We start from the raw sequence: 26,677 nt of genomic DNA on the forward strand, positions 1-26,677 counted from the left end.
AAGATGCCCCCGGCGCTAACCGGGGACAACGCACAGGTCAGCTTAAAGATCGGGCGGTGTCGCGCCCTTTTTCAGCATGGCGATCGCCTCGTCGAGGCTCAATATCTGCTGCCGATCGCTGCCAAGCTGGCGCAGCGCGACCGTACCTTCCTCCGACTCGCGCTTGCCGACGACGAGAAGATTCGGGACCTTGGCCAGGCTGTGCTCGCGCACCTTGTAGTTGATCTTCTCGTTGCGCAGGTCGGTCTCGACGCGCAGGCCGGCCGCGGCGAGCTTGTCCGCCACCACCTTCGCATAATCGTCCGCATCCGAGACGATCGTCGCGACGACCGCCTGCACCGGCGACAGCCAGAGCGGGAAGCGGCCGGCATGATGTTCGATCAGGATGCCGATGAACCGCTCGAACGTGCCGAGGATCGCGCGGTGGAGCATCACCGGGCGGTGGCGATTGCCGTCCTCGCCGACATAGCTCGCGTCGAGTCGTTCGGGCAGCACGGTGTCCGCCTGGATCGTGCCGACCTGCCAGGTGCGGCCGATCGCGTCGGTCAGGTGGAATTCGAGCTTGGGCGCATAAAAGGCGCCCTCCCCCGGCAATTCTTCCCAGCCATATTCCTCGGTCGCGCGGCCCGTCGCTTCGACCGCGTCGCGCAGGATCTGCTCGGCCCGGTCCCACATCGCATCGTCGCCGAAGCGATTGTCCGGGCGCAACGCGAGCTTGATCGCATATTTCTCGAAACCGAGATCGCGATAGACACTGTCGAGCAGGTCGCAGAACGCCTTGATCTCGTCGATCAGCTGGTCCTCGCGGGCGAAGATATGCGCGTCGTCCTGAGTGAACTGGCGCACACGCATGATGCCGTGCAGCGCGCCGTGCGGCTCGTTGCGGTGGCAGCAGCCGAATTCGGCCATGCGGATCGGCAGGTCGCGGTACGACTTGATGCCCTGGCGGAAGATCAGGATGTGCGCCGGGCAGTTCATCGGCTTCAGCGCCATCAGGTCGGACTTGCCCGACAGGATCGGCGCGTCGTCGTCGGTCGAGGGAATCTCGTCCGGCACGACGAACATGTTCTCGCGATACTTGCCCCAATGGCCGGACTGCTCCCACTGGCGCGCGTCCATCAGCTGCGGCGTCTTCACCTCGTCATAGCCGGCAGCATCGAGCCGGCGGCGCATATAGGCCTCGAGCTGGCGCCACAGGATATAGCCCTTGGGGTGCCAGAACACCGAGCCTTGCGCTTCGGGCTGGAGGTGGAACAGGTCCATCTCCTGGCCGATCTTGCGATGGTCGCGCTTGGCCGCCTCCTCCAGGCGGAAGAGATGCTGGTCGAGCTGCTTCTTGTTGAGCCAGCCGGTGCCGTAGATGCGGCTGAGCATCGCGTTGTTCTGGTCGCCGCGCCAATAGGCGCCCGACACCCGCGTCAGCTTGAACGCCTGGGGATCGAGCTTGCCGGTCGAGGCGAGATGCGGCCCGCGGCACATGTCGAGCCAGGTGCCGGCACGGTAGACCGTCAGCTCCTCGTCGCCCGGGAGTTCGGCGGCCCATTCGGCCTTGAACGTCTCGCCCTGCTTGCGCCACAGCGCGATCAGGTCATCGCGCTGCCAGACTTCGCGGACCAGCGGCTCGTTGCGGGCGATGACATCGCGCATCGCCTGCTCGATCGCGGGCAGATCCTCCTCGGTGAACGGCCGGTCCTTCGGCGCGAAGTCGTAATAGAAGCCGTCGTCGGTCGAGGGGCCGAAGGTGATCTGCGTGCCCGGAAACAGGTTCTGCACCGCTTCGGCCAGCACATGCGCATAGTCGTGCCGCGCCAGTTCGAGCGCATCCGCCTCGTCCCGGCTGGTCACCAGCGCCAGGTGCGCATCGCCCTCGAGCGGGCGCATGATGTCGCGAAGGTCGCCGTCGACGCGCGCGGCAATCGCCGCCTTGGCGAGGCCCGGACCGATCGCCGCGGCGATGTCCGCGGGGGTAGTCCCCGGCGCAACCTCACGGACGGAACCGTCGGGCAGCGTTATGCGGAACATCTCGGACATGACGAAATCGGTACTTTCTGTGTCTGCAAGGAGCGCGGGCTTATGCACGCAAGGCTCATATAGGCAAGTCAGTGAGCGATTCTAAGCATCAGCCCTGCCGCCGCGACCAGTTGTTCGCGTTCTTCGTCGGACAAGCGATCGGCCACAGCCTCGGCGAGCCAGTGGCGGCGCTGCTGCATCGCCCGGCGCAGCGACTGGCGGCCAGGCACCGTGATCGCAATGATCAGGTTGCGGCGGTCCTCCGGATCGGGCGCCCGCTCGATCATGCCGCTCGTCTCCAGCGCGGCAAGCAGTCGGGTGAGCGATTGCGGCTTGAGCCCCTCCTTCGCGGCGAGCGTTACGCCCGGCATCGCGCCTTCGCGGTGGAGCGTCGCAAGCAGGCCGACCATAGCAGGCGTGAGCTCACCCGGCGACGCGTCCGTGCGCATCCGCCGGCTGAGCTTGAGCACCGCGCGAGCGATGAGGGCGATATCGGAATCCCGGTCCATGACGCTCGACATAATGATACGCATAGCGTATCGATTGCAGCGACTCAACCAGCAGGTTTCCCATGTCCCACATGCATCGTCTGACCGCGATCCTGCCGTGCAACGATCTCGATGCCACCGAGGCGTTCTATAACCGGCTCGGCTTCGCCCGGCCGCCCGGGAGCGCGAGCGATTATGAGGAGTATCGCATGCTCACCGACGGCAAGGGCGGCGACATCCATCTCCAGCCGGCGGTTGAGGGGTGGCTGGTGCCGGGCCGAAACCCGTTCGGCCTGTATCTCTACACCGAGCAAGTCGATGCGCTCGCCACGGCGTTCGGCGACGAGATCACCGGGAAAGAGAAGAAACCGACTCACAAGCCCTGGGGCATGTACGAATTCGCGTTGAGCGACCCGGATGAGACGCTGGTCCGCATCGGCTGGCCGAGCAGGCTGGTACGATAGGTCATGCGCGATTTCATCCTGCTGATGCACAATGACGCCGTTGCCCCGCTGACACCGGAAATGTGGTCCAGCTACCTGTCGTCCCTGCGCGAAACCGGCATGTTCGATGGTGGCAGCGCGATCGGCTCGGGCGAGACTTTCCGGAAACAGGGTGTCCCCGCCACCTTGAGTTCCCATCTGGGTGGCTATCTGCGCGTACGAGCCCGGGATTTGACCGCAGCGCGCGCCTTGCTGACCGGCAATCCCGTGTTCGAATGTGGTGGCACGATCGAAATCCGCGAATTACCGCGCGATTGAATCAATCCCTTCCTACCGGATGGAGCCGACCATGCATGTTCCCGATGGTAACGAGATCGCCCGCCCCTTCCTGCCGGCACGGGATTTCGCGCAGAGCAAGGCGTTCTACGAGGCGCTGGGCTTCCTCAAGCTGCTCGATGGCGAGGTCGCCATCTTCGGGATCGGTGCCGGCGGGTTCGTCCTCCAGAACTATTATCAGAAGGAATGGGCGGAAAACTCCATGATGCAGTTGCTGGTCGACGATCTCGATGCGTGGTGGGCGCATCTCCAGTCGCTCGACCTGCCGGCGCGGTTCGGGGTGCAGCCGCCGCGCGCGCCGGCGTTGCAGCCCTGGGGGCTGGTGGTGGCTTATCTGTACGATCCGGCCGGCGTGCTGTGGCACGTCACGCCGCGCCAGGCGGATGCGTCGATCGACTAGAAGGCGCCGAACGGCACGACCTTGTTGTCGGCGTCGTGGCCGATGTCCGCTCTCCCCAGGAACGGCACGTCCATCTCGCGGCACCAGCGTTCGATCATCTGCGGCGCCTGCTCGGCAAAGGGCGGATCGTTGGGAATGATGTCGCTCATCCGCCCGAGCCGCACGCCGGCGATCCCGCGCAACCGGGTTGCGTGTGCCATCTGGAACAGCATGCGGTCGATCCGGTAGAGCGGTTCCGAAATCTCCTCGATCATCAGCACGTGCCCGGCCAGGTCGGGCAGCCAGTTGGTGCCGACCAGCGCGTTCAGGATCGACAGGTTGAAGGCGACGGCCGGCTGCCCGCCCAGGCTCGGCTCGAGCACTTTATGGTCGCGCGCGGTCATCCAGGAGAGAGTCCGGGCAAAGCACGCGTCACCCCCGACCCGGGCGATGTCGCTGACGAGTGGCGCATGGACCGGACGCCCGATCTTCGCAGCGTAGAGCGCACCGAGCAGGAAACCCGCGTCCGAATAGCCGCACCACAGCTTGTTGCCCGCCGCGGCCGACAGGTTCGGCATGACCGCGTGCAGGATTCGGTTGGCGCCATAGCCGCCCCGCGCAAACCACAGGGCATCGAGCGCCGCGTCATTGGCGTATTCCAGAAAGGCTGCCGCGCGTACTGAATCCGCGCCGGCGAAATGCCCGCCATCGCTGTCGAAACATTGCGGATGGAAGACGAGATCGACGCCGGGAAACCAGATCGCCGCGGCCGCGGCGGCACGATCGGCGATCATCCGGTCGATCGGCCTTCCCGGCGCGACGATTCCGATCCGCATTATTCCCTCTCGCTTGCCCCGATGTCGAAATCCCGCGATAGCGCCCAGCCATGCACGACGGCAAATCCTACTTCTTCGTCGGGATCGGCGGCAGCGGCATGATGCCGCTGGCGATGATCCTCGCCGGCCAGGGCGCGAAGGTCGCCGGCTCCGACCGGACCCTCGACCAGGCAAGGCTGCCCGCCAAGTTCGAGGACCTGCGCGCCAAGGGCGTCGCGCTGTTCCCGCAGGACGGCAGCGGCATCATCTCGGCCAACCAGACCGTGGTCGCCTCCGCGGCGGTCGAATCGACCGTCGCCGATATCGTCGCCGCGGACGCGGTGGGCGCCCAGCGGATGAGCCGCGCCGAGCTGCTCGCCGAATTGTTCAACGCCGCGCCGCTGCCGATCGGCGTCGCCGGCACCTCGGGCAAATCGACCGTGACGGGCATGATCGGCTGGATCCTGCACGCGACGGGGCGCGACCCGACGGTGATGAACGGCGCGGTGATGAAGAATTTCGCGAGTCCGGACGCGCCCTTCGCCAGCGCGCTGGTTGGCCAGGGCGACGCGTTCGTCAGCGAAGTCGACGAGAGCGACGGATCGATCGCGCTCTATTGGCCGAAGGTCGCAGTGCTCAACAATGTCAGCCTCGACCACAAGTCGCTCGACGAACTGCGCGCGCTGTTCGGCGAATTCATCGCACGGGCCGGGACCGCGGTGATCAACCTGGACAATGGCGACGGCGCCGCCCTGGCGATGACCTTGCCGCCGCAGCGCCGCCTGACCTTCTCGATTGGCCAGGAAGCCGACCTGGTCGCGACCGGGCTGGTGCAGCGGCCGTTCGGCGTGGATTTCAGCCTGTCCGAACGCGGCGCGGCACCGGTCGCGGTGTCGCTGAAGGTGCCCGGCCGCCACAATGTCTCGAACGCGCTCGCTGCGATCGGCGCGGCGCGGGCGGCGGGCCTGTCGCTGGCCGAGGCAGCACGCGCGATCGGCGGCTTCACTGGCCTCAGGCGGCGGATGGAGCTGGTCGGCGAAGCGAACGACGTGGCGGTGATCGACGATTTCGGCCACAACCCCGACAAGATCGCCGCGACGCTCGACACCCTCCACGCCTTTCCCGGGCGGCTGCTGGTGTTGTTCCAGCCGCATGGATACGGCCCGTTGAAGGTGATGCGCCGCGAGCTGGTCGCAACCCTGGCGGACAAGCTCGGCGAGGACGACCTGCTCGTCCTGCCCGACCCGGTCTATATGGGCGGCACCGTCAACCGCGAGGTGACCAGCGCCGACATCATCGCCGATGTCGCGGCGACTGGGCGCAACGCGCTGCACATCCCGGCGCGCGAGGCCGCCGCGGCGCATCTCGTCGCTGAAGCGCGGCCGGGCGACCGTGTGGTGGTGATGGGCGCGCGCGACGACACGCTCAGTCAGCTTGCCGCGGATATGCTGGCAAGTATCGCGAACAAGACTGGCAACCGGCCACAGGCATGATATCGCGACAACACGCGCAAATGATGAGGCCCGCCATGTTCCGCCGCCTGTTCCTCGATCACCCGAAATCGGTCGGCGAAAGCTATACCGAGCATTTCGGCGTGGCCTCGCGCTTCGGGATGAAGATGATGTGGGGCGGCCTGCGCTGCTGGCTGCACGCCTTCCTGCCGTTCCTGTTCAAGACCGCCGGCAGCGACACCGTCTCCGCGCTGCACGCCGAGCTGGTGACCAAGCGCAACGCCGCGCGGGCGGCGCAGACTCAGATGGCCACCGTCGAATATGTGATCTGACTGCGGGCGGCCTATTGCGCCCGCGCGATATAGACCGGGTTGCCGATCAGCAGCAGCCGCCCCCCGTCGTCGCGGACTTCGGCGCGAATCCAGTGCGGCCGTCCGTCGCTGCGCCACGAAGCGAGCGAGACGGGCTGGCCTGCCTCGAATGGCGCGCGATAGGCCGGCTCTGCGCGCCCATCGATTACCAGTTGCACGGAACCGCTCGCCACGCCTTTGAGGGCGACGGCAAACTGCACGGCCTGGCCAGCACTCAGGCGTAGCGTCTCCCCCATCCCGGCATGGAGCTCGCCGGCGGATGCCGTCAGGTCGAGAAAGCGGTCCTTCGTCCCCTCGACATCGATGAACACCCGGCCCGAGCGGATGCCGGCGAGGAAGCCGTGTACTGACAGCTCAGTCATGTAGACCACCGTCGTCGGGCTGCCGATGGCACCGGGCTCGCTCGCCGGGCGGTCGGCCTCATGGCTGTCGCTGCCGCCGATGCCGGTGACGTGCCGGCCCATGTTCAGCAGCTTCGTCCAGTAAGCAAAGCCCTGAAACGGGGTGTCGGCGGCCCGCGTCTCGCGCATCGTGCCGCCATTGACCACCTCGACTGAATCCACCGCGCCGTCCGGCAGGTCGTCTACCCGCCAGCCGCAACCCATGCAGAGCTCGCCCGAGGGCGCGCCGGGATGGTTGATCGACACCACCCCGCCTTCGCGGTGCACGGCGTCGATCCATGTGCGTGCCTGGTCCCAGCGCGGGCCGTTCATGCGGAAATCGAGGAAATCGGTGGGGCCGAAGACATTGCTATGACCCCAGAAGGTGGTGACCTCGCGCCCCGGCACGAGCAGCAGCCGGTCGAACGCGCCCTGCAATTCGCGCAGCGCGTTATAGTGCGCGGTGGTGTTGTGATCGCTGAGCGCGATGAAATCGAGGCCACGCGCGGCTGCTGCCTCGACCGTGCGATAGACCGGACACGGAATGCTCGCACCCGACTGGGCCTTGCACTTCCCGTCGCTGTCGCCGCTGTGCATGTGGAGATCGCCGCGATACCAGCCGGGCCCGGGCGCGATCGGGGCGTCCGCGAATTCGGTTACGGTCGGCCGGCGCTCGATGAAGATCCGCGCTTCATAGGGCGCGTGCGCGCCCTCGCGGATATTGGGTGCGCCGAGGATCAGGTTCCAGCGCCCGGCGGGCAGCGGGCCCGGGAGATAGCCCGGCGTCGCGTCCTCGGTGCTGAGCGTCATATGGTCGCGCGTGCCGCCGCTCCAGCCGCGGAAACGCTGTGGATCGCGCAGGCCCAGGTCGATGACCGAGCGCTGTTCCTTGCCGGCATAGGTGAAGCGGATGGTGATCCGTGTCACCCCGGCCGGCAGATCGAACGGGACGTCGGTATAATGTTCGAAACTGGCGCGGGTCAGTTCGCCCTTGAGCACGTGCCAGGGCACACCCGCGTCTGCCCGCCCGGGTGGCGGCCCCGCCTGGCCGGCCTGCGCAACGGCAGGCCCGGCCAAGGCAAGGGCAAAGAGAAAGGCGGACGCGAGTCGCAGGGTCATGATCAGAAACGATACATCACGGCCGCGCGGAAATTTCGCCCGATCAGCGGACGCGCGATGAAGGTGTTTGCCCCGGCTTCGCCATTCTGCAGTTCGCCCGCGCGCGGATTGCCTTCCGTCAGGCCGAGCGAGTTGTTGAGATTGTCGACATAGCCATAAACCGACAGCCGCTGCGAGACGTCGAACCGGGCGCTCAGGTTGATCGTGCCATAAGCCGGCAGCCGCACCGAATTGGCGGTGTCGACATAGCGCGCGCCTTCATATTCCCATGATCCCTGAAGGCGGATGCGGCCGTCGAGCAGGTTGAGGCCCGGCACAAGCCGCAGGCTGACGGTCGGCACGCGGATCAGGCGATTGCCGTCGAAGTCGAACGTCTTGTTCGAGGCGTCGACATAGGTGAGGCCCTTGTAGCGCGGATCCTCGAGCGTCGCGGTGGCCGACAGGTCGAACCAGCGGACCGGCCGCAATGTACCCTCCAGCTCGACGCCGAAGGTCTGGGTGTCGGCATAGCGCGTCTCGCTGATCGCCGGGCCGTTCAGGTCGAAGCGATAATTGGTGAAGGAGACGTTGTTGTACTTGGTCCAGAAACCGGTCGCATAGATGTCGAGCAGCGGGCTGGTATATTTCAGGCCCACTTCGCCCAAGTCCATCGTCTGGACGACCGGCGTCGCGGTCGGGCTGGTGAGGTAATTGCCCAGGCTCGGCAGGCGATTGGCCGAGGTATAGCGAGCGAACATGCCGGCGTGCTTGCTGAACTGATAGTCGACGCCCAGGGTCCAGGTCGTGTGGCTGAAATCATTGTCGTAATTGGCGTAGACGCCGCTGCCGGTGATGATCGACGAGGTCGCCGGCGTGCCCAGATTGACCGTCTTCTTCAGCGCGACGGTGCCGCGTGCGCGCATCGTTTCCCAGCGCACGCCGCCATCGACGCGCAGGTTGGGGGTGATCTGCCATTCGTCGGCTAGGTAGAGCGCATTGGTGGTCTGTTCGCCATGCGCGTCTTCCCACTCATAGCCATATTTGTAGATGCCATGGTCGGTGAAGGTCTTCAGGACGTTGCCGGCGGCATCCACCGCGACCAGATCGAGCAGCCGGGCATTGTCGCGCACGTCGAGCAGCGCGGTCGAGGAATAGCGGCTGAAATCCTCGTCGATATGCGCGAAATAATAGCCGAAAGTGATGTCGTGGCTGGTCGAGCCCATGTCGAACCGATGCGACAGGCGGGTGTCGCTCATGAACTCCTTCACTGGCATCGTCACGCCGCGCAGGCCGCCCACGATGACCAGGCCGTTGCCGTTCTGGTTGGCGGTATCGAAGACCTGCGAAGGCGCGGTGGCGTAGCGGAACTGCAGCTTGCTGGCGCCAGGCACCTGGCTCAGCAGCCCGGCCTGCGCGGTCAGCAGGCTCGTCGCGCTTTGCAGCGTGTTGGGGAACACGCCGTTCCGCTGCGTGCGGGTGTCGTTGTAGCGCGTGGTGTTGGCGATCTTCCAGTCGTCCCACGGCTCGAATTCGAACTTGCCGGTGATCTGGGTGCGCTTCACCTGGGTGCCAACGCTGTTGTCGAAATTATAGGTGCTGCCGTCACCCTGGATCATGCGGACGCGCTCGGTCTCGGGGCCGGCGACGGTGCCGTAATGGCCATCGAAGCCGGGCACCGCGCGGATCTTGCCGTCCGGATAGGTGCGCATCGGGATGCCGGTGTAGAAGCCGACGATATCGTCCATGCGCTTGACGTCGAGGCTGACCTTGGCGCGTTCCCATTCGCGCGACACGGTGGCGCGGACCTGGCCGCCGCGATTGGCGGTGAAGCCGGGATCACGCACGCCGCCTTCCGAGCGGTAGAAACCGCCCAGCGCGAACTTCCATTCGCCGATCGGCGCGCCGGCCCAGAAGTCGACGCGGTACATGCTGTCGGCACCGATCGACGCCTTGACCAGGCCCTCGGCATGGTCGCTCACCTGGCGCGGGATGAAGTTGACCGCGCCGGCCGGCGCGTTCGAATAGAAGAGCGAGGCGGGGCCGCCGCGCACCACTTCGATCCGGTCGATCGTCTCGTCGAGACGGAATACCTGGTCGGCGTTGAGATAACCGAGCGCGGGATCGTGCTGGACCGGGATGCCATCCTCGAGCAGCTGGATCGAGCCGAAGCCGTCGACCGGCACGCCGCGCGCGCGGACGTTGCCGCTGGCCTCGCCGCCCGAGGATTCCACCCAGAAGCCGGGGACTGACTTCAGCGCTTCGGTCACGCTGGTCGGCGCCTGCAGGCGCAATGCCTCCTCGTCGATGCGCGTGACGGAATAGCTCATCTCGGCCTTGGTGCGCTGGCCGGTGCCGGCGCGACCGGTGACGATGATGTCGTCGCCGTCGTCACCCTGCGCCTGCTGGTCCTGTGCCGCCTGCTGGTCCTGGGCCCCGGATTGCGCTTCCTGCGCCCATGCCGGCACCACGCCGGCGCAGAGCAGGGCGAGCAGCGACGTCGTCATCAGATACGGCTTCATGATAGTCCCCTTTTGGTTTCCAATCGGGCTCGCCCGGACCGCGACGGACGCGGCCGGCCGTTCCGCCGCGCGGGTGCGCGACGGCGATTGGCTTTCGGTTGTGCTTCGCCGCGCAGACGGGACGGGGAGCGGTTTCCGCTATCGCCGGTCGAAAAATTTTTTCGCCAAGGGCAAAGGCGGGGCCCGGCGGTTCAGGCGCCGCGCACTGTCAACCATCTGTCATATGCACACACTAGGCGCCGCTCATCCGATACTGCGATGGGGCGCTAAACATGGCCTGGCTGCGTGACATCGACATCTGGTTCGCCGACCGCGTCTTCATCCACCACCAGCAGACGCGCCGCTATGCGATGAGCTTGGTCCGCCAGCTGGAAGAGGCGGAGGAGCTGGTGCAGGAAGCCTATGCGCGGCTGTTCGCGCTCGACGACTGGGCCGGCATCGCCAACCCGCACGCCTTTACCATGCGGATCGTCCGCAACCTGGCGATCGAGCGTTTCCGCCGGGCCGACGTGGTCCGGATCGACCGGGGCGCGGTGCTGCACGCGCTGGAAATCCCCGACCAGGAGCCGACCCCGGACGTGGTGGCGATGGACCGGTCCGAGCTGCGCCATGTCGTCAAGGTGCTGCAGGACATGCCGCCGCGCATGCGCGAGGCAATGGTCCTGAGAAGAATTGAGGGCTTGCCGCCGGCCCAAGTAGCGGAAAGAATGAACATCTCCGTCTCAACGGTGGAGACACATCTCATCAAGGCCCTTCGCCTGCTGACGCGCACGCTGAATCGGCAAGAAGAACAGGCGAAGACGGAGCAAGCGACTGCATGGGAGACCACGGAAAGGCTGGAGCGGAGCTGAGCGAGCAAGCGATCGACTGGCTGGTGGCGCTTGATGGCGGCACCGCGGACGAACAGGCGTTCAATGCCTGGCGCGATGCGGACCCTCGGCACGCTGCGGCCTTTGCGCAGGTCGCCGCGACGTGGCGACGAACCGCCGATCCGCGTCTGTCCGCGATGCTCGATGCACCGGTCGAGCCAAGCCCCCCGCCGCAGGCCGAGGCCGAGCAGGCGATGCCGCGGACCTTCTCGCGCCGGGCGGTGACCGGCGGCCTGCTTGCCGCGCTGGGCGTTGGCGGCGCGGGCGCGTTGCTCGCCTGGCCGCGCCGGGCCTATGCCTCGACCAATGTCGGCGAGCGCAAGACGATCCGCCTGCCCGATGGCAGCCATGCGACGCTCAACACCGATACGCGCGTCGCCTGGCGCTTTGCCGACGAGCATGAGTTGTGGATCGAGCGCGGCGAGGCCGCCCTGCTCGTCCGCCAGGCAGCGAAACCGTTGCGCGTGTACAGCGACCCGATCGATGCGCGGCTGAGCGGCGGCAGGTTCAACCTCCGGGTCGCGCCGGATGGCGGCGAGCTGCTGGTGCTGGAGGGCCGGGCCGCCGCAGTCTATCGCGGCACGCTCGCCGAGACGATCCATGCCGGCACCGCGCTGACGGTCGATGGCGGCGCGGCGCGCGTCGCACCATGGTCGCCCGACGCGATCGCGGCCGCCACTGCCTGGCAGAATGGCCGGATCGTGTTCAACGGCATGGCGCTCGATCGGGCGGTCGCCGAATTCAACCGCTATCTGCCCGACAAGATCGTACTGCAGGACACAGGTCTTGCCCCGACCCGGCTTGGCGGCGAGTTCCTGATCGACGATCCCGATAGCTTCCTGACGGCGCTGCACGAGAGCTTCGCCATCGACCATCGCCGGCAGGACGGCCGGATCCTGCTATTCCGCCGAAAGGGCTGACTCGACGCGTCGTCGCGCGGTGACACGAAGCTGTCGCGCAGGGACGCCACTGGAGACTCATGCGTCCGATCCGCGGCATAGGCTTTTTTCTCGGGCCAGTGGCTGGCCATGCCCTGCGCATGGCCGGTGCCATGCTGTGCGGCGCGGCGGTGATGCTCGCGGCACCGGTGCACGCGGCGCCGGCGGAGCGATCGGCCCGGTTCGACATTCCGGCGCAGAACCTCGCCGACGCGCTGGACCGGTTCGCGCGGCAGGCCGGAGTCCAGCTGCTCTATCCCTATGAGGCGGCCGCCACGCGGCGCGGCGCGGGGCTGCGCGGCGAGATGCCGGTGCGCGTGGCGCTCGACCGGCTGCTGCGCGACAGCGGGCTCGAAATCGCGCGCTTCAGCGACCGCGTGGTGACCTTGCGCCGGGCGCCTGCGCCGGCTCGGACGGTCCGGCGGACTCCCGTGCCGAGACCGGCACCCGCGCCGCCCCCACCGCCCGAGCAGGGCGATATCGTGGTGACCGGCCGCGCCGCCGAAGCGCCGCTCGCCGACACCGAGCTGAGCTATGCAGTCACCCAGATCGACGCCGCCACGCTCGCGCGCAAGGGTCCGCTGTCCACCGCCGACCTGTTCAAGCAGATCCCCGGCTTCTGGGTCGAATCGACCGGGGGCGAAGCCAGCAACAATGTCCGGTCGCGCGGCATTCCGACCGACGGCTATTCCTCGGTCGCGCTGCTCGAGGACGGCCTGCCGGTGCAATATGACGGCGGGCTCGGCTATCTGAACACCGACCAGATCTACCGCATCGATTCGACCGTCGAGCGGGTCGAGGCAGTGCGCGGCGGCCCTTCCGCGATCTTCACACCCAACGCGCCGGGCGGCAGCATCAATTTCGTCACCCGCACCGGGCTGCGCGACGCTGGCTATGCCCTGTCGGCGACCGGCGGCAGCGCCGGCTATGCGCGGATCGACGGATTCGCCGGCACGCGGATCGCCCCGAACCTGGGCGTCTCGATCGGCGGCTTCTACCGCCGCGACGACGGTTTGCGCGATCCCGGCTATCCCGCCGATCGCGGCGGCCAGATCCGCGCCGGGATCGACTATGACGACAGCCATGCCCGGCTGTCGTTCAACGTGAAGCGGCTCGACGACCGCGTCATCCTCTATCTGCCCGTGCCGCTCCGGTTCGACAGCACGGGCCAGGTCCGCGGCATTCCCGGCTTCGACCCGTTGACTGATACGCTAGCCGGGCCGGACAATCTGCATGTGCCGATCAGGACCGCCGCCGGCCCGCGCGATTTCGACCTGTCGCAGGGCACGCACAGCCGGATCACCGTCTATACCATGACGAGCCGGCTCGCGCTCGGCGACCGGGGCGCGCTCGAGGTCAAGGCGCGGCTGCGCACCGGCAGCACCTTGCGTAACGGGCTGTTCCCGGTCGGCCGGCCGATGATGGCGGGCACGGACTATGTCTCGGGCGTCCTCCCGCAACTGACCGCGGCCTTTCCGGGCACTGCGTCCGCGCGGATCCGCTACGCCGATACCAGCGCGCCTTTCCTGCCCGGCAGCAACGGCAATGGCCTGGTGGTCGGCGCCAATCTCTTGTCGGTCTGGATGCCGATGCGGGAATGGGTCGGCGATGTGCGGCTGACGCGCAGTGTCGATCGCTGGGGCCATCACGACCTTGCCCTGGGCGTGACCTATGACGATGCCAGACTCGACTTCGACCGGACGATGGGCACCGTGCTGCTCGACGTGCGCGGCCAGGCGCGGCGGCTCGATGTGGTGGCGGTCGACCCGAATGGACGCGAACTCGGCGCGCTGACGGATAACGGATTCACGCGCTACGGATCGCTGTTCGACGCCGTCACGCTGCGCACCTCCAACGTCGCGCTTTATCTCGCCGACGAGTGGAAAGTGGCGCCGCACTGGCGGATCGACCTGGGCGGCCGGTGGGAACGAGTCCGGATCGGCGGCAGGGTCGAGGATTCGACGCCGGTCGATCTGGGCGATCCGACCACGCTGGCGGACGATGCGGTGCTGACCGGCACTGGTGTGTTCGAGCCGATCCGCCGCCGTTTCTCCGGCCTCAGCTGGACGGCGGGCGTCAATTTCAACCCGGTGCCGAGCACGGGCATGTTCCTGCGCGTCACGCGCATCGCCCGGCTGCCCAGCGCGAGCGAGTTCAACGCAGCGCCGAACCGCACCGACGAAGCCGTCGTGCCGATCACCATGGCAGAGGCCGGGCTGACCCTGCGCCATCGGCACTGGAACCTGTCGGCGGTCGCGTTCCGCACCCACTTCGCGCGACTGCCCTTTACCGATCATCGCTTCGATCCCGACACCAACAGCTATGTCGACCGCACCTCGATCGCCGACACCTCGACCATCGGCCTGGAACTGGCCGGGCATGCCGATCTGATCGGCCCGCTGAAGCTGGACGTGCAGGCGACGCTGCAGGACCCGCGCTACCGCAATTTCAGCTATGTCGAGCTGGTCTATGGCCAGCCGGTCACGCGCAACGTCACCGGCAACCAGCTGATCCGCATGCCGGAGTTGTCGCTGCGCGCCACGCCGAGCCTGACGCTGTTCCATGGCAGGCTGCGCCTCGATGCCGACGTCGTGCATCATTCCGCGCGCTTCGCCGACATCGCCAATTCGCAGCGCCTGCCGTCCTTCTCGCTGATCAACCTGGACGCGAATGCGACGCTGACGAAGCGGCTGAGCGGCGCGCTCCATGTCACCAACCTCACCAACACGCTCGGCCTGACCGAAGGCAATCCGCGCGCGGGCTCCTTCGACGTGAACGGCATGGGCAGCTATTTCCTCGCCCGGCCGGAATTCGGCCGGACCGTCCGCGCGACGCTCAGCCTGTCCTATTGAGACCTGCCTGCGGCCGGGCGCCGAGCGGACCCTCGAGTAAATCAGGGCCCGAAAACTTGCTCGGGTCTCCGTTCTAATTGCTAGTTGCCATAACTGTATGGCTGACGTACATTCTTCTCATAACTGCTCGCGAGTGGCAGAAGGGGAGAATCGATGAAGAATGACGACGCTCGCCTCGGCGAGATCGCCGATCGGACGGGCTATCAGCTCCGCCGCGTCGACATGCTTTCGATGGAAGCGCTGCAGGACGAGATGTCCAAGCTCGGCGTTCCTCCCGGCCGCGCGACCGCGCTGGCCTATATCGGCCTGCACCCCGGCTGCGATCAGACCGAGCTGGGCAATGTCCTCGGCATCAATCGCGCCAGCACGATGGCCGCGGTGAACAATCTTGTCGCGATCGGCGTGGTCGAGCGGCGGCCCGGGCGGGACCGGCGCAGCAACGCACTCCACCTGACCGAGATGGGCCACCAGCTGCGCGCCGAAGTCGTCCAGCTGACCGCGGATCACGAAGAATGGTTCTTCGCGCCGCTCACCGGGGACGAACGGGCCGAGCTCAGGCGCCTGCTGCTCAAGCTCCGCCAAGCACATAGTTCAGTCGAACCACGCCTGCCATCGAGCAAGAGAGCGTTATTGAGGAGGGTGAAATGAGGGGTCTTCTTTCGAGCGGCATCGCGGTCGCGGCGATGCTGGCGAGCGGCGCGGCGCATGCGCAGAATACTGGTCCGACCGCCGATCCGTCGGGCGGCGCGGCCAGTGCCGAACAGGACGTGCCGATCGACGGGAACGACATCCTCGTCACGGCCCGGCGCACGTCGGAGCGCCTCCAGGACGTTCCCGTCGCGGTCACCGCGTTCGGCGCCGCCGCGCTGGCCGAGCGCAATGTCGCGACCCTCGACGAAGTGGCCAAATTCACCCCGAACATCCGCTTCGACGGCGCCGCCGCCCTGTCGGGCGGCAACTACAACGCCACGGTCTTCGTGCGCGGCGTCGGCCAGAACGACTTCGCGATCTTCAGCGACCCCGGCGTCGGCTTCTATGTCGACGACGTCTATTATGCGCGCTCGATCGGCGGCGTGATGGATGCGGTCGACATCGACAGCGTGCAGGTGCTGCGCGGGCCGCAGGGCACCCTGTTCGGCAAGAACACGATCGGCGGCGCGGTGCTGATCAACACGGCCTCGCCAAATGTCGACACGACGTCGGGACGAATCGAGGCGACCTATGGGCGTTTCGACCGGATCGACGTCAAGGGCGCGGTGAACGTGCCGATCGTGCCGGGCGTGGTCGGCCTCAGGCTCTCCGGCGCCACGCTCAACCGCGACGGCTATGTGAAGCGGCTGGTCGACGGCGACACCCAGGGCGACCGCTCGGCGCAGATGATCCGCGCCAAGCTGCGCATCCAGCCCGAGGGAAGCGGCCTGACGATCGATATCGGCGCCGACTATACCCGGGCCCGGGAGACATCGGCCCCGTCCGATCTGCTCGCGGTCGGCAACGCGCCCGGGATCACCGGCATCCCCTTCCTCGCCAACTACAACACCTATGTCGCGCCCAGCCGGGGCATCGTCGCCCCGAACGGCGCGAAGACCCTCAACCCGAGCTTCATCACGGCGAGCCCGTTCGAAACCTATGCCGGCGGGCCCAACGACAATGATCTCGACCTGTGGGGCGTCCAGGGCATCGTCTCCTACGATATCGGCGACGCGACGCTGAAGTCGATCACGGCCTACCGCCACATGAAGGCCTATTTCACGCGCGACGGCGACAACACGCCGTTCGTCTTCCGCCAGACCACCAACCGCGACAGGCAGTGGCAGCTCAGCCAGGAGCTGCAGCTGACCGGCAAGGCGCTCGACGGGCGCCTGAGCTATGTGCTGGGCGGCTTCTACTTCAAGGAAAAGGCGTCCGACATCGCGACCGCCGACCTGGCGATCGGGCTTCAGGCGCCGGCCGCCCCGCCGCCTTTCACGCCCGCCGTGTTCATCCGGAACTACACCGACAACCGCAGCCTTGCCGCATATGGCCAGATCGATTTCGAGATCGTGCCGAGACTGAGCGTGACGGTCGGCGGACGCTACACCAGCGACAAGAAGGAATTCACCTCGATCAACGTGCGCCAGCGCGACCTGGTGCAGTTCACCAACGTGACCAAGGAAGCGACCTTCGAGAAGTTCACGCCGCGCTTCGGCATCAACTACAAGGCGGCGGAGGACGTGCTGCTCTACGCCTCCTATTCGAAGGGCTTCAAGCAGGGCGGCTTCAACGGTCGACCGCTGGTGAGCGATGCCGAAGTCACGCAATATGCCCCGGAAGAACTGACCACCTGGGAGGCCGGGCTGAAGGCACAATGGCTCGATGGCCAGCTGACCACCAACATCGCGGCGTTCCATTCGATCTACAAGGACATCCAGCTCACGGTGAACCAGACGCCGACCAATTTCGTCGCGAACGCCGCGGCGGGCGAAATCAACGGCGCCGAATTCGAGACGGTGATGCGCCCGGCAAAATGGCTCACCTTCAACGCCGGGGTCGGCTATCTCGATGCCAAATACACCTCGATCGGCCAGGGCCTCGGCCCGACCCAGATCCTGCCGATCACGCTCGCCAGCCATTTCGTCAAGGCGCCGGAATGGACCGTCACCACGGGTCTTGATCTCAGCCACGAGTTTTCGGACGGGAGCGAGGCCGGGCTGCGCATCGACTACACCATGTACAGCCGCATCTATCACGATGTCGCCAATTCGCCGATCATCACTGACGACGGCTATGGGCTGCTCAACGCCCGGCTCAGCTACGCGCTGCCGGGCCGCGCCATCACGCTCGCGGTGTTCGGCACGAACCTGACGAACACCTTGTACCTGGTCTCCGGAAACGTCTCCGGCGCATTCGGCCTGGCCGAGGCGAGCTATGGGCGGCCGCGCGAATGGGGGGTAAGCGCCGCCTTCAAATTCTGAGCGCACCGCGTTCTTGTATCTGGCGTGGCAAAAAGGAAGAGCTGGTTCACGCGAAGACGCGAAGACGCGAAGTTTTTGGATCGTCCGTCCGCGATACGCGGTCCATTCGATGGCATCCGAACATCTTCGCGCCTTCGCGCCTTCGCGTGAAACCCTTCTTCCGCGCCTTTCCAACCCGCCCCGCTCCAGATGCGATCACCCTGCCTGGACGGGCCGCCTTGCTTTCCACGGACTATCGTCGGAAAGCTGCCGCACCGCTGACCACCAGTTCCGCCATTTGGACGCATCCGCGCGGGAAGCGCGCGGTAACGCTTGCCCCGCAAAAGCCCCTCATTCGAGCCCGACCATGTCCGATCGCCTCAAGATCCTGCTTCAGCACCTGCTGCCGAAACAACGCCTGACCCGCTTCGCCGGTCATGTTGCGGGGGCGGAGCGAAGCGCGATGACGCTCCCGCTGATCCGCTGGTTCGTCCGGCGGTACGGCGTGGACATGAGCGAGGCCGCGAATCCGGACATCGCCAGCTATGCCAGCTTCAACGCCTTCTTCACCCGCCCGCTCAAGCCAGGCGCCCGGCCCCTGGCCGAGGCCGATTTCACTTGTCCGGTGGACGGCGCGATCAGCCAGTTCGGCGCGATCGACGACCATCATATGGTTCAGGCGAAGGGGCATCGCTTCACCACCACTGATCTGCTGGGCGGCGACAGCGACCTGGCGGCTCCGTTTCGTCATGGCAGCTTTGCCAATCTGTACCTGTCGCCACGGGATTATCACCGCCTGCACATGCCCTGCGACGGCAAGCTGACCCGGATGATCCACGTGCCGGGCGCGCTTTTCTCGGTCAACCCGATCACGGCGCGCGGCGTGCCCAACCTGTTCGCGCGCAACGAGCGCGTGGTGTGCGTGTTCGACTCGCCCGAACACGGCCCGTTCGTGATGGTCCTGGTCGGCGCGACCATCGTCGGCAGCATGGCCACCGTCTGGCACGGCGTGGTCAATGCGACGCGCACCGGCAAGATGTCCGACTGGACTTATGACGGCCAGGACATCCTGCTGAAAAAGGGCGAGGAAATGGGCCGCTTCCTGCTTGGCTCGACGATCGTGATGCTGTTCCGTCGCGGCGCCATCGCCTTCAACCGGGACTGGGCGCCCGAACGGCCCGTGCGCCTCGGCGAGATGATGGGCAACAGCCCGGGCTGAGCCCGTTTCCGACGCCGCATGGACGACCCGCGCGACGGGCCCCGCTTTATCGCGGCGCGGCGCCCGGGGTTTTCGCCCCCGGCTTCGGAACCGCCAGCTCGAGCCAGTCGTGCGCCGGCAGGCCGTACAGCATGTCGAAGAATTCGAGCTGAAGCCGCGCCGCCTTGCCCCCGCTGCTGTTCCACAACATCACGATGCCGCTTCTTTCCGCGGGATCGAACAGGATGAGCGAACCATAGCCGTCGACCGACCCGCGATGCCCGACCAGGGCATGCCCGGCATACGTGAAGCTGCGCCAGCCCAGCCCATAAGCGGCGTTCGTCAGGGCGCGATCCATCGGGCCGCGCGGGCCATGCGGCGGCGTCGGCACCCTGGCGCGATGCATCGTCTCGAGCGCGCGCGGCGACAAGATCGTCGGCGCCTCGCCCATCTGCGCGCGCATCCATTGCGCGAGATCGCGGATCGACGAGTTGACCCCGCCCGCCGCCGGCACGCGATAATAAATGTCGGTCACGGTGGCCGGGATCTTGTTCCGATGGTGCGGATGCGCCCAGCTCGCCGCGCCTTCCAGGCCGGCACGCCCGATGCTCGCATGAGTCATGCCGAGCGGTTCGAACAGCCTCGTGCGTGCGACGCTGGCATAGTCGCGCCCCGTCACGCGCTCGACGATCTCGCTCACGGTGTCATAGGCGATATTCTGGTACGCATAACAGGTGCCGGGCGGACAAAAGGGCGGCAGCGTGCCGAGCGCCGCGCGCAGCGCCTTCGGATCCTCCCCTGCCTCCAGCCGCTCGTCCCATGCGTTGCGGACGAGACCGACCCGGTGCGACAGGACATCCGCGACCGTCACCGCCCGGGAATCGCCGGGAAGCGTGAGCGTCGTGCCCATCGACGCCAGCGGCGCGTCGAGCGACAGCTTGCCGTCTTCCGCCAGCTTGGTGACGAGCGCGGACGCCACGGCCTTGGAAAGCGAGGCCCAGCGGAACACGGTGTCGGGCGTAACGGGATTGCCCGAGCCCGCGACCGTCTCGCCATAGCCCCGCAGGAACCGCACCCGCCCATGCTCGACCGTGCCGACGGCCAGCCCGACCATGTCGGGCTCCTGCATGAGGCCGGCGATGCGTTTTTCCAGGAGGCTATAATCGACCTTCGACGGCATTTCGGGCGGCGGGATGTCGATCGACAGCACGTGAGAGGCCGTCCGCGCGTGTTTGCCGGGCAACAGCCGCGACCAGGTGATGCCCAGCATCGCGGCCCCACCCAGGATGAGGGCAAGCGCGAGGCCCATGACCAGCTTGTTTCCGTACCAACGCTTCCCTGACCCGCTCATCCGTCTCCGACCTTCCCGAAATGGCGTTTCGGGCACGCATTGTTCTGACTGCCGGTCCGCCTAGCCGCCCGGCGCGGGCTTGGCCATAACCGGCGGACGAACGAGCGCTGTCAGGGTCGCGATCGCCAGTGTCCTGAATCTGAAGGTCGTTCGGTTACGAACCTGCCGTCATGCTGAACTCGTTTCAGCATCCAAGGTGCAACAACCAATGCCGCCGCCTGGGGAGCGTTGGATGCTGAAACCGTTCAGCATGACGGCATTCAACTATTCATCGAACGAACGCAGTTCACGCTCAGTCCAGGCCGGTCTTGCCGGGCGCCCAATAGGCCTTGGTCAGGAGTCGTGCCGCCGGGACCGCCTGCTGTCTCAGGCCCTGTCGCAGCCGTTGGATCGTGCCGGCCTTTCCGGTTAGCACGAACGATGCGCCGGCCGCAGCCAGCGCGGGGAGCGCGGCCTCCATTTCCGCCCAATGGGCGTCATGCGCCTTTCGCGCGAAGAACGCGGCATCATGGAGGCCGAGCTGCGACGCGACATGTTCTGCACCCTCCACATCATCGACCTCGAACAGGCACGCGACGGATCGTGCCCCCTCCCGATGAGTCGCCGCATAAGCGAGCCCGATCGAGGTTTCGTCACCGATGATCGCGAGCGGACCGGCCAGGCGCCGCAGGTCGAGCGAAGCGCGCGGACCGAAGATATCGCATGGATCGCCAGGGCTGGCCGCGCGGACCCAGGCGCTTCCCGGGCCGTCCCCATGCGCATAGCCGAGCAGACAGGTCCGCCCGGTCGCGGCATTCCATTCGATCGGCGTATAGGTTCGGGCAAAGAAGGCCGAGCCCATCGCGATCTGGACCTTTTGCCCCGGCGCCCAGGCGACACCCTCGAGCGCGGGGCCTTCGAGCGTGATCAGCCAGAAACGATCGGCCAGCCGTTCGCTCGCGACCACCGTCGCGCGCTTCATCAGCAGGCGCATCAACGCCTTGCCGATCCTCCCCGGCTCCCTGGTGCCGGAGCGTTCGGGCGAGTCCGCCGCCAGCATCATGACAGCTTCACCGTGAATTCATTGCCGCGGCCTTCGTCCGGCAGCGCCAGCGAGATATAGCCGTTCGCCGGATCGCGGACATAATCCCGATATCCCGGCTCGAACGCGTTTTCCCCGAGGATCACCGCGCCGGCCCTCAGCCGGGGCTCGATCAGCTTGAGCACGGGCAGGTAGAGCGAGAAGGCGCCGTCGACCAGCAACAGGTCGACATCGCCGCCGACGTCCCGCAGCGTCTCTAGCGCGTCGCCCGCGCGGATATCGACCAGATCGCCCAGGCCGGCCGCGTCGAGATGGGCGCGTGCCCGCGCCACCTTGGCCGGCTCCATCTCGCTGCCGATCAGATGCCCGCCGCCATTGTCGCGAAGCGCGGCGGCAAGATAGAGCGTCGAGATACCCATCGACGTGCCGAACTCCACGATCCGCCTCGCCCTGCAGGCGCGCGCGGTCGCATAGAGAAAGCGGCCATAGTCCGGCGAGACGGCGAGGAAATTGTCGGCATAGCTGCGATAGGTCGTTCGATAATCCCTTTCGCTGGCGAGCAGATCGGCGACCAGCTGCTCGATCGACACGCCCGGCGCGTCGATCGCCGCCCGCATCGCGTCCGCATGCGCGCGATCCGCCGCTTCGGCATCCCGATGCAAATTGCCCAGAAGCGCCGCGACGCGAGGGCTGCTCAATGTGTCCACGACATGTCCTTTTTTCGATTCCGGGGGCGCCGCCGGCCTCGACGGGCGCATGCGGATCGATTACCGGGAACCGGATTTGGCGTCATTACGAAGGCTGGACAGAATGTTATTCGATCTCGCCACGCACTCCCATTTGCCCGGTGCGCCGTCATGCCGATCCTGAACGAGCTGCAGGATTTCGAATGGGTCGATCCCGACGACGTTCCCCGGCCGATCGTGGCCTTCGGCGCGATGATGTCGGACGTCGGGGGCTTCGAGCTCGAGCCTCATCGCCACCGGAAAGGCCAGATGCTGTACGTGCAGCGCGGCGCGCTCAGTTGCGAGGTGGACGGCGGGCTGTGGATCGTGCCGCCCCGCAGCGCGATCTGGATACCGGGTAATGCGTTGCACGCCATCAGGGCGACCGGCGTGCTCGAAGGCTATAACGCCTTTGTCGATCCCGACGCGGGCACGGGCCTGCCCGACACCTGCTGTGCGGTGTCCGTGACACCGCTGCTCCGCGAGCTTCTGACCCGCGCCGCGCACCTGCCCTATTTCTACGAGGAAGGCGGCGCGACGGCGCGGCTGGTGGCGGTCCTGCTCGACGAGCTCGCGGCGGCGCCGGTCGAGGATCTTCACCTGCCGATGCCGACCGACACGCGCCTGCGCAGGATCGTCGATGCGATGATGGCGTCGCCGGCGGACCGGGGCACATTGGACAGCTGGGCGCAGCGCGCGGGCATGAGCGAACGGACCCTGGTGCGGCTGATCAGCCGGGAGACAGGCATGAGCTTCGGCCGCTGGCGCCAGCAACTCAGCGTGGTTCTGGCGGTGAAATGGCTGGCGGGCGGTGCCTCGATCCAGCAGGTCGCCGGCGACCTGGGTTATGAGAGCGTGCCGAGCTTCGTCACGATGTTCCGCAAGGCACTCGGGACGTCACCGGGGCGGTACATGGCGGAGCGATATTCCGGGTGAAGGGACGTTTTGTCTGCCGCTTTTCCTGCCACCGGAAGCGATCCCCAGCCCGAGCCCGGCAAGCTCGCATAACAATCACGCAGGACGTCATCTACATGACAAAGCAGGCATATGAGCAGGGCAGCCGGTGACAGGCCGGCGTTTGGATCGAAATTATTCAGGACATGACTGAGGCAGGTCTTCTGGTTCTGACCAAGGCACCGGCGCGCTCGCGGTTTGCGAGCTGGTGCTGGGAGGGCGGGAGAAACCCCTTTGCTCCTCTCGGAGCCCCAGCTGATCCCCTCGCCAAGTCTTGCCTCCCGGCTCGGCTGAGAGAACGCTCAGTCTATGTCCGTCAGCTTGGTTCGTGCAAGTTTATGGGTTTACGGGTAGCGGGTCAGTTTGAATGGGTCAGGGGGTGGGTTTGGTTTTTGAGGGGTTGTCCCGGAAAAATGCTGCCATCTCAGCCGGGTTGTCCTGTCTCGCCAATGGAACCCACCACAGGCTCGCCTTCCCGAGACGAATACGTCTGAAGCTGCCATGTTTTCCCCGTTGCCGTATCAAGCAGCACCGTATCACGCTGAACGTGAGGACTGTGAACAATGATGTAGCGTCCGGGTGCGCCCACAGGCCCTGCCTGCGCATGAGCGGCGCTAGGGGCTGCAAACATCAGGAACGGCGAGCAAAGCACAAGGGTTTTTACCGAGGTGATTCGCATAGCTTTCCCCCTTCGCGGGAAAGCTATCACATTGTCCGCTTCTTGTAAGCGCCGCGCGCTCTGGAGCTACTTCTGCATTCGCGACTAGCTGCGCAATGTCCGCGATCTCCCAAAGGCGATTCGACATGCCAGCGATCATTTCTGCGGCAACGCGAAGTCTTGAATGTATCCTGATACCAGTGACCCATTCGAATGACATTTACCGCTGCGGCTCGCCCATTATGGCGGGCTGCGCGTTCAAATCACCCCGCGAAACCAGTCAGATGCCTTGTCGTCAAAATTCCACCACGCAGAGTCCTCTGTCACTCGGGTCACAAACAGAGTGTCGTTTGTATCCAAGTGGATCCTGATGCTTTCGGCGACATCGTAGGCGCTACCTGACGGGCCAACGAACCACGCTGATTCCTGATAATGCCAATGGTTGGGATACGCCTCTAGCGCGGTGTAGAGCGCGTTGTAGTTCTGCCCCGGCGCGTTGAGATCGTAGGTAACGATATAGTTGGGCATGACGTGCATTTTCCCTTCTTGGGATGATGCAACCGCCTTGGCCTATCGCCTTTAAGGGACATTTTATCCCGGCATAACACGCTAGTCCGCTGGGGATTGCACTCGTTAGCGGATGATCCGAGCCGGGGCCGCCACAGCCGGCCCAAATCACGTCAGGCTGAGTTATCGTTAAAAAAGCGTAACGAGTCGAGTCTTTTGTGCTCATTTCGTTCTATCGGAACAAGTAAAGAACAAAGCGCAGCAGAGAAAAGGGCCGGAAGCTTCCTTCCTCGCAGCGCGCATGACAACCACACGCGTCTAATTGACAACCTCACTTGACAGACAAGCGACCTTGCCTGTAAAGCTTACATTACTGATTCGAAAGGGAGCTTTACTCATGGCCAAAAGCAAAGCGATCGGGCGGTATAATCGCCGGGTCATCATTCTGAGCCTGATCTACGCGGCGGCGCTGATCGGCGCTGTCTATGGCTTCAAGCACCAGCTGCTGAGCGGCCCGGTCGCCTGGATCGTCGCGATCCTGCCCGCGCTGCCGATCATCGGTATGCTGGTCGTCATCGGGCGGTATCTGACCGAGGAGACCGACGAATATCTGCGCGACATGATGGTGCGCCAGGCGCTGATCGCGACCGGCTTCGCGCTCAGCATTTCCACCGCCTGGGGGTTTCTCGAGAATTTCGGCCTCGTGCCGCATGTCTATGCCTATTATGCCGTGATCCTGTGGTTCGCCGGGCTGGGCATCGGCGCCTGCGTCAACAAGCTCCAGGCAGCAGGAGGGGAGGCATGACCCGCGATCGCGTCGACCCCGGGTTGGGCAGCTATCTGCGCCGTTTCGGGCCTGTCATCCTCCTCTATGTCGTCCTGGTCTGCGCGACACCGCTTCTGATCCGGAGGACCAGCGCCCCCGGCGCCCTTCTCTGGGCCATCATAAGCCTTGCGGCCGGCGCGGCCGCCGGCGTGTTGCTCGTCCACCGCGGAGGCCAGGCATGAAGAACCGCCTCAAGGTGCTCCGCGCCGAACGCGACTGGAGCCAGGGCGATCTCGCCGACCGGCTCGAAGTCTCGCGCCAGAGCGTCAACGCGATCGAGACCGGCCGCTACGACCCCTCGCTCCCCCTCGCCTTCAGGATCGCCGAGCTGTTCGAGCTCTCGATCGAAGACATCTTCACCAGCCCATCCAAGGAGATCATGCAATGACCCCCGCCAAAATGACTCGGTCCAATAGGGCCCGCCTGATCGCGACCATCGCCCTGCCGCTGCTGCTGCTCAACGTCTTCCCCGCCCATGCCGCGCCGGCCCAGGCGGCCATGGTCGCCGCGCCGGCCGCGACGATGGACCATATCTCGATCGAGGCGACCGGCACCGGCCCCGCGATCTTCCTGATCCCCGGCCTGTCCAGCCCGCGCGCGGTGTGGGACGGCTTGGTGCCCGACCTGGCGAAGACGCACCGGGTCTATGTGGTGCAGATCAATGGTTTCGGCGGCGACGCGCCGGGCGCGAACCTGAAGCCGGGCATTCTCGACGGGGTGGTCGCGGAACTCGACGCCTATATGACCAGCCACAACATCAAGGACGCGGCGGTCGTCGGTCACTCGCTCGGCGGACTGGTCGGGCTGATGTTCGCCAGGGCGCATCCCGACCATCTGTCGCGGCTGATGGTGGTCGATGCCCTGCCCTTTTACGGCATGTTGTTCGGCCCGACCGCGACGGTCGCGATGATCGAGCCGCGCGGCAAGGCGATGCGCGACCAGATGACGGCAAGCTGGGGCAAGCCGGCCGACCCGGCCCAGGCCGAGGCAGTCGCCAACCAGCTCTCGCTCAAGCCCGAGTCCCGCGCGAAGGTGAAGGCCTGGGCGATGGCTGCCGATCCGCGCGTCTCTGGTCAGGCGATGTATGAGGATCTGACGACTGATCTCCGGCCCGATCTGGCCGGCATCAGGACGCCGATCACGCTCGTCTATCCGTGGCGCACCGCCGCAACAAAGCCGATGGCGGACATGCTCTACAAGGGCGCCTATGCCGCCGCGCCCAACATGACCTATGTCGATGTCGGCGACGCGGCGCATTTCGTGATGCTCGACCAGCCGGCCGCCTTCGCCGCGGCGCTCAAGGCCTTTGCCGACGCGAAATGACGCCGATCCTGACGCCGCAGGAACAAGCGAGCCTGCGATCGATCTGCCGGCGGATCCGGATCGGAAAGGGGCGAGCGGGTTCCGGTTCTGAAGCCGTCGGCCGGAACGTGTCGTCGCCCCTTATCGACAACATACTGATATATAACGATAATATTAAATACCCGGGAAAAAGATATGGGACATGCTGGTGTCCCATATCTCCCCGCGGCAACGATGGGTCCGACAGGGCCGG

At 66.0% G+C, this 26,677-nt stretch carries 25 protein-coding genes; 16 read left to right on the plus strand and 9 right to left on the minus strand.

The window, feature by feature from the left end; all coding sequences use genetic code 11:
• Nucleotides 1-42 precede the first annotated feature (42 nt).
• Both thrS and ACZ1I5_RS15555 read right to left on the minus strand, forming a co-directional pair.
• Nucleotides 43-2,031, minus strand: a complete 1,989-nt coding sequence (gene thrS, locus ACZ1I5_RS15550) for a threonine--tRNA ligase (protein ID WP_465170141.1) — start codon at nt 2,029-2,031, stop codon at nt 43-45.
• A 68-nt stretch (nt 2,032-2,099) separates the two neighbouring features.
• Complete coding sequence (locus ACZ1I5_RS15555) at nt 2,100-2,543, minus strand: MarR family winged helix-turn-helix transcriptional regulator (protein WP_465170142.1); 444 nt, start codon at nt 2,541-2,543, stop codon at nt 2,100-2,102.
• 38 nt (nt 2,544-2,581) lie between these two features.
• Here ACZ1I5_RS15555 and ACZ1I5_RS15560 point away from each other — a divergent pair, with 38 nt between their 5' ends.
• The 3 genes from ACZ1I5_RS15560 to ACZ1I5_RS15570 are packed head-to-tail and all read left to right on the plus strand — an operon-like array spanning nt 2,582 to nt 3,677.
• A complete protein-coding gene (locus ACZ1I5_RS15560; RefSeq protein ID WP_465170143.1) occupies nt 2,582-2,962 on the plus strand; it encodes a VOC family protein in 381 nt (126 codons plus the stop codon).
• Nucleotides 2,963-2,965: 3 nt separating this feature from the next.
• Nucleotides 2,966-3,259 (plus strand): YciI family protein, encoded by a 294-nt coding sequence (locus ACZ1I5_RS15565; RefSeq protein WP_465170144.1) that lies wholly within the window; start codon nt 2,966-2,968, stop codon nt 3,257-3,259.
• A 31-nt stretch (nt 3,260-3,290) separates the two neighbouring features.
• Complete coding sequence (locus ACZ1I5_RS15570; protein WP_465170145.1) at nt 3,291-3,677, plus strand: VOC family protein; 387 nt, start codon at nt 3,291-3,293, stop codon at nt 3,675-3,677.
• On the opposite strand, the gene ACZ1I5_RS15575 is transcribed toward ACZ1I5_RS15570, so the two are convergent.
• Entirely contained in the window at nt 3,674-4,492 is an 819-nt protein-coding gene (locus tag ACZ1I5_RS15575; RefSeq protein ID WP_465170146.1) for an LD-carboxypeptidase, read from the minus strand. The two genes, ACZ1I5_RS15570 and ACZ1I5_RS15575, sit on opposite strands and share 4 nt — an antisense overlap.
• A gap of 50 nt (nt 4,493-4,542) precedes the next feature.
• On the opposite strand from ACZ1I5_RS15575, the gene ACZ1I5_RS15580 reads away from it, so the two are divergent.
• Both ACZ1I5_RS15580 and ACZ1I5_RS15585 read left to right on the plus strand, forming a co-directional pair.
• Complete coding sequence (locus ACZ1I5_RS15580; protein WP_465170147.1) at nt 4,543-5,964, plus strand: glutamate ligase domain-containing protein; 1,422 nt, start codon at nt 4,543-4,545, stop codon at nt 5,962-5,964.
• A 35-nt stretch (nt 5,965-5,999) separates the two neighbouring features.
• Nucleotides 6,000-6,254 carry a DUF6356 family protein gene (locus tag ACZ1I5_RS15585; RefSeq protein ID WP_465170148.1) on the plus strand — a complete coding sequence of 85 codons (255 nt, stop codon included), beginning with the start codon at nt 6,000-6,002 and terminating at the stop codon, nt 6,252-6,254.
• Nucleotides 6,255-6,265: 11 nt separating this feature from the next.
• Here the strand turns inward: ACZ1I5_RS15585 and ACZ1I5_RS15590 are convergent, their stop codons facing one another.
• Together ACZ1I5_RS15590 and ACZ1I5_RS15595 are read right to left on the minus strand one after the other, a co-directional pair.
• Nucleotides 6,266-7,792 (minus strand): CehA/McbA family metallohydrolase, encoded by a 1,527-nt coding sequence (locus tag ACZ1I5_RS15590; RefSeq protein WP_465170149.1) that lies wholly within the window; start codon nt 7,790-7,792, stop codon nt 6,266-6,268.
• Nucleotides 7,793-7,794: 2 nt separating this feature from the next.
• Nucleotides 7,795-10,290 carry a TonB-dependent receptor gene (locus ACZ1I5_RS15595; protein WP_465170150.1) on the minus strand — a complete coding sequence of 832 codons (2,496 nt, stop codon included), beginning with the start codon at nt 10,288-10,290 and terminating at the stop codon, nt 7,795-7,797.
• A 272-nt stretch (nt 10,291-10,562) separates the two neighbouring features.
• Between ACZ1I5_RS15595 and ACZ1I5_RS15600 the strand changes: the two genes are divergently transcribed.
• The 6 genes from ACZ1I5_RS15600 to asd all read left to right on the plus strand — a co-directional run bounded on the left by ACZ1I5_RS15600 (nt 10,563) and on the right by asd (nt 19,101).
• On the plus strand, nt 10,563-11,141 hold the full coding sequence (locus tag ACZ1I5_RS15600) for an RNA polymerase sigma factor (protein ID WP_465170151.1): 579 nt from the start codon (nt 10,563-10,565) through the stop codon (nt 11,139-11,141).
• Nucleotides 11,108-12,079 (plus strand): FecR family protein, encoded by a 972-nt coding sequence (locus ACZ1I5_RS15605; protein ID WP_465170152.1) that lies wholly within the window; start codon nt 11,108-11,110, stop codon nt 12,077-12,079. The genes ACZ1I5_RS15600 and ACZ1I5_RS15605 overlap by 34 nt, the downstream gene beginning before the upstream one ends.
• A gap of 59 nt (nt 12,080-12,138) precedes the next feature.
• The gene (locus tag ACZ1I5_RS15610) at nt 12,139-14,949 is read left to right on the plus strand and encodes a TonB-dependent receptor (RefSeq protein ID WP_465170153.1); all 2,811 of its coding nucleotides are present in this window, start codon (nt 12,139-12,141) and stop codon (nt 14,947-14,949) included.
• Between the two features lie 153 nt (nt 14,950-15,102).
• A complete protein-coding gene (locus ACZ1I5_RS15615) occupies nt 15,103-15,597 on the plus strand; it encodes a MarR family winged helix-turn-helix transcriptional regulator (protein WP_465170154.1) in 495 nt (164 codons plus the stop codon).
• On the plus strand, nt 15,594-17,903 hold the full coding sequence (locus tag ACZ1I5_RS15620; protein WP_465170155.1) for a TonB-dependent receptor: 2,310 nt from the start codon (nt 15,594-15,596) through the stop codon (nt 17,901-17,903). Before ACZ1I5_RS15615 ends, ACZ1I5_RS15620 begins: the two co-directional genes overlap by 4 nt.
• A gap of 346 nt (nt 17,904-18,249) precedes the next feature.
• Nucleotides 18,250-19,101, plus strand: coding sequence for an archaetidylserine decarboxylase (asd, locus tag ACZ1I5_RS15625; protein WP_465170156.1), 852 nt, complete (start codon nt 18,250-18,252; stop codon nt 19,099-19,101).
• Nucleotides 19,102-19,147: 46 nt separating this feature from the next.
• On the opposite strand, the gene ACZ1I5_RS15630 is transcribed toward asd, so the two are convergent.
• From ACZ1I5_RS15630 to ACZ1I5_RS15640, 3 genes are all read right to left on the minus strand, one after another.
• Nucleotides 19,148-20,431: a serine hydrolase domain-containing protein gene (locus ACZ1I5_RS15630; RefSeq protein WP_465170157.1), complete on the minus strand. Its 1,284-nt coding sequence runs from the start codon at nt 20,429-20,431 to the stop codon at nt 19,148-19,150.
• Nucleotides 20,432-20,723: 292 nt separating this feature from the next.
• Nucleotides 20,724-21,473 carry a siderophore-interacting protein gene (locus ACZ1I5_RS15635; protein WP_465170158.1) on the minus strand — a complete coding sequence of 250 codons (750 nt, stop codon included), beginning with the start codon at nt 21,471-21,473 and terminating at the stop codon, nt 20,724-20,726.
• Nucleotides 21,470-22,159 (minus strand): O-methyltransferase, encoded by a 690-nt coding sequence (locus tag ACZ1I5_RS15640; protein WP_465170159.1) that lies wholly within the window; start codon nt 22,157-22,159, stop codon nt 21,470-21,472. Before ACZ1I5_RS15640 ends, ACZ1I5_RS15635 begins: the two co-directional genes overlap by 4 nt.
• Nucleotides 22,160-22,309: 150 nt before the next feature.
• On the opposite strand from ACZ1I5_RS15640, the gene ACZ1I5_RS15645 reads away from it, so the two are divergent.
• On the plus strand, nt 22,310-23,113 hold the full coding sequence (locus ACZ1I5_RS15645) for an AraC family transcriptional regulator (RefSeq protein WP_465170160.1): 804 nt from the start codon (nt 22,310-22,312) through the stop codon (nt 23,111-23,113).
• A 934-nt stretch (nt 23,114-24,047) separates the two neighbouring features.
• Here ACZ1I5_RS15645 and ACZ1I5_RS15650 read toward each other — a convergent pair.
• Nucleotides 24,048-24,317, minus strand: a complete 270-nt coding sequence (locus ACZ1I5_RS15650) for a hypothetical protein (RefSeq protein ID WP_465170161.1) — start codon at nt 24,315-24,317, stop codon at nt 24,048-24,050.
• Between the two features lie 376 nt (nt 24,318-24,693).
• Between ACZ1I5_RS15650 and ACZ1I5_RS15655 the strand changes: the two genes are divergently transcribed.
• The 4 genes from ACZ1I5_RS15655 to ACZ1I5_RS15670 are packed head-to-tail and all read left to right on the plus strand — an operon-like array spanning nt 24,694 to nt 26,445.
• Nucleotides 24,694-25,101, plus strand: coding sequence for a hypothetical protein (locus ACZ1I5_RS15655; RefSeq protein ID WP_465170162.1), 408 nt, complete (start codon nt 24,694-24,696; stop codon nt 25,099-25,101).
• Nucleotides 25,098-25,304, plus strand: a complete 207-nt coding sequence (locus tag ACZ1I5_RS15660) for a hypothetical protein (RefSeq protein ID WP_465170163.1) — start codon at nt 25,098-25,100, stop codon at nt 25,302-25,304. The genes ACZ1I5_RS15655 and ACZ1I5_RS15660 overlap by 4 nt, the downstream gene beginning before the upstream one ends.
• A complete protein-coding gene (locus ACZ1I5_RS15665) occupies nt 25,301-25,510 on the plus strand; it encodes a helix-turn-helix transcriptional regulator (protein ID WP_465170164.1) in 210 nt (69 codons plus the stop codon). The genes ACZ1I5_RS15660 and ACZ1I5_RS15665 overlap by 4 nt, the downstream gene beginning before the upstream one ends.
• Nucleotides 25,507-26,445: an alpha/beta fold hydrolase gene (locus ACZ1I5_RS15670; protein WP_465170165.1), complete on the plus strand. Its 939-nt coding sequence runs from the start codon at nt 25,507-25,509 to the stop codon at nt 26,443-26,445. Before ACZ1I5_RS15665 ends, ACZ1I5_RS15670 begins: the two co-directional genes overlap by 4 nt.
• The last annotated feature ends 232 nt before the right edge of the window (nt 26,446-26,677 follow it).

Source organism: Sphingomonas sp. BL-S-30 (genome assembly GCF_055521475.1).